Origin of the sequence: Helicobacter baculiformis, from assembly GCF_900197685.1 — a bacterium.
GTDB classification, from domain to species: domain Bacteria; phylum Campylobacterota; class Campylobacteria; order Campylobacterales; family Helicobacteraceae; genus Helicobacter; species Helicobacter baculiformis.
The window spans coordinates 1-2,480 of record NZ_FZMF01000078.1 but is presented as its reverse complement, the minus strand read 5'-3'; the positions used below and the strand labels follow the sequence as shown (position 1 = coordinate 2,480).

The 2,480-nt window shown below is 44.2% G+C and carries 3 protein-coding genes; all 3 read left to right on the top strand.

Translation table 11 applies throughout. The features are described 5' to 3' along the window. On the top strand, window positions 1-1,055 hold a 1,055-nt coding region (locus C6G87_RS08340), incomplete at its 5' end, for a putative barnase/colicin E5 family endoribonuclease (RefSeq protein WP_158653144.1). Beyond that, window positions 1,042-1,713: a hypothetical protein gene (locus C6G87_RS08335; protein WP_104753023.1), complete on the top strand. Its 672-nt coding sequence runs from the start codon at window positions 1,042-1,044 to the stop codon at window positions 1,711-1,713. The genes C6G87_RS08340 and C6G87_RS08335, both read left to right, overlap by 14 nt. A 32-nt stretch (window positions 1,714-1,745) precedes the next feature. Beyond that, window positions 1,746-2,252, top strand: a complete 507-nt coding sequence (locus C6G87_RS08330) for a PBECR3 domain-containing polyvalent protein (RefSeq protein WP_104753022.1) — start codon at window positions 1,746-1,748, stop codon at window positions 2,250-2,252. Window positions 2,253-2,480: the final 228 nt, after the last annotated feature.

Below are 2,480 nucleotides of genomic sequence, written 5' to 3'. Positions count from 1 at the left end.
CGATACTCTACACTCCCCTTAAGATCACCCCCAACCCTGCTTTTGGGGAACACTTTAAAGAGTTTGAGCTTAAGGGGGCTCAAGCGGTGGCAAAGCTCTTAGAAGAACAACGCGGGCAAGTGGCAGGGGCGTTCTATAGGGAAGACTTGGGGTATATTGATCTTGTGTGGGGGAGTGTGGAGGGTAAAGGCAAAGAGGCTAGAGGCTTAGGGTTATCTAAGATTGTAGAAAAGCATATTGAGGATTTTAAGGGGTTTGCAGGCAACACGCCCTTAGAGAAGTTAGCTAATGGCTTAGACGAAATCATCAACAAAGGAGAATTTAAGGCGCAAGAAAACACAAGTGCAACGATTAAATATACCAAAGATGGGAATTTGTTTAGGGTAGGTTTAAGGCAAAATTGGATGGGCGAACCCACTAAGAATAAATGGGTGATAACGGCTTACAAAGATGAGCGGGAAGCCTTAAAGATTATCGACTCTAAAGGCTTTACTGAGGGCGAGACTCTGCCCTCAAACCCTAAAGCTAACTCTACCACACCCCCCCTTAAAGGGCAAGACAAAGAAGTTCAAGAGTTAGCCACACAATGGGAGATCATCACAGGCTCAAAGGACATGGCAACACCCTTTAGCCCCCAAATACCTAAGGACATCCAAGAAGCTTTAAAGCCTGTCTTTAAAAAAGGCATTCAGCTTACCCCAACTCCCCCCACTAACGAGCTGAGCAAGTGGTACATCTTTGTCAAAAATGAAGAATTACCCTATGTAAAAGAAACATTTGCGAACCCTGATCTAGTCTTTGATACGGGTAACTCTATTCGCTTTTTTAAACGTATAGAGGCATGGCAGGGGCAGGATATGGACTTTTTGGAGGTCGCAGTAGGGCGTGATAAGAAGTATTTTGCGGTTGAGAAGAACAACGCACTAGGGTTAGAACTTGCCAAGCAAGATTATATCACTCTTAGCAAGGATCAAAAAGCCCTTACGGCTAAAGAGGTTAGGGCTTGGGAGAAGGCTAAAGAAGAAGCCCAAGCTAAGGAGATTGCCGCTTTATGAAAAGCAAAAAGCAGAAGATCAAGCTAGATATGAAGCGTGGTTAGCACAAGAAGAAGCTAAAAATGAATTGCCCTTTATTAGCCCCACTGACCCCATTAATAAAAGCTTTGGCAAGAATTATTCCAGATACCGCAACAAGGGGAAGGAGGGCTTATTAGCCTTGATGTATGAGCGTACGATGATGGATGGGCAGATCGCACACGCTTATACACGCCCTGAGATTGGGGGGATTGATGTTTGGACACAACATTACAACATCGGGGTGGCAGATTCAGAGCTTACAAGCACCCTTAACATATACCATGACAATTTAGCCCTAGGTTTAGATGCCTTTAAAAAACAGCCCCAAGAGTTTTTAACGCCCGTGGGTAGAGAGGCTGAAATACGCGCTAAGAAGGACTTTAGGAAGTGGCGTAATACGCATGTGGCTGACGCCATTGACCGCACCATTAAGAAGGGGGATTTTACCCGCCTTGATAACAATAGTATTGAGCTTAGCCTAAGAGACGACTATAATGGCAAAACATGGGACTTTAAAGCCCGCATTGATTGGAGCAATAACAATGACCCCAGCCAGCCTAAAAGGTGGGTGTTGCAAGATTTTAAGGTGGTGGAGAAAGAGCCCCCAAGCCTGAAGAGATCACAGAGGAGTTTTTAGAGGAGGTCAAAAGGACTAATAGTAAGGTGTGGATGGGGGATTTTGCCCCCCAAGATAAAGGCTTGATGCAAGAATTGGGCTTTGATAGCAAATACCCCGTAAAGATTACTTTTAATGGCGATGCGTTAAAGCATATTGAAAGACGGCATGGAGAGGGGGCGATCTTAGTCAAAAAAGGGCAACAACCCGCAGTAACAAGAGACGACATTATTCATTATGAGGATATTGTAAATAATGCAGATAAGGCTGTAGTTGATACAGACAAATACCATCAAAAGGTTTTGATCAGTGGCAAGCAGGTTAATGGCTATGTGGTGGTGGTAGAAACCATTAGCACTAAAAAGAACGAATTAAAATTAAAGACAATCTATAAAGAATATGGGGAGCTTGAGAATAACAAACACTTCGCGGGTGAATATGCGGACTATCCAAAGATAGCGGAGACCTCCCTAAGCCCTAAACCTAGTGTCTCCCACGCACCGACCCACACCGCTACCCCTCATCCTACCACACCCCCCCTTAAGGGGCAAGAGTTCTAAGTTTAGTCAAGATTGTAGCTTTGCCCCTTGATTGCGACTTGGATATTTGCTATCTAGCCAAAGCATGCGGAGGGGCGCATGTGAATAATCAAGGGAATAATCAAGGGAATAATCAAGGGAATAATCAAGGGAATAATCAAGGGAATATAATGAAGAGAACGAGTTTAAAGACTTTATGCGCGCATGTGCATGTTACATTGTGGCAGGATTTAGAACACCATAAGCAGA

What these genes read in the sequence shown, in the direction of transcription:
- C6G87_RS08330 (WP_104753022.1), top strand. Translation starts at nt 1,746, where the DNA reads ATGGGGGATTTTGCCCCCCAAGATAAAGGCTTGATGCAAGAATTGGGC.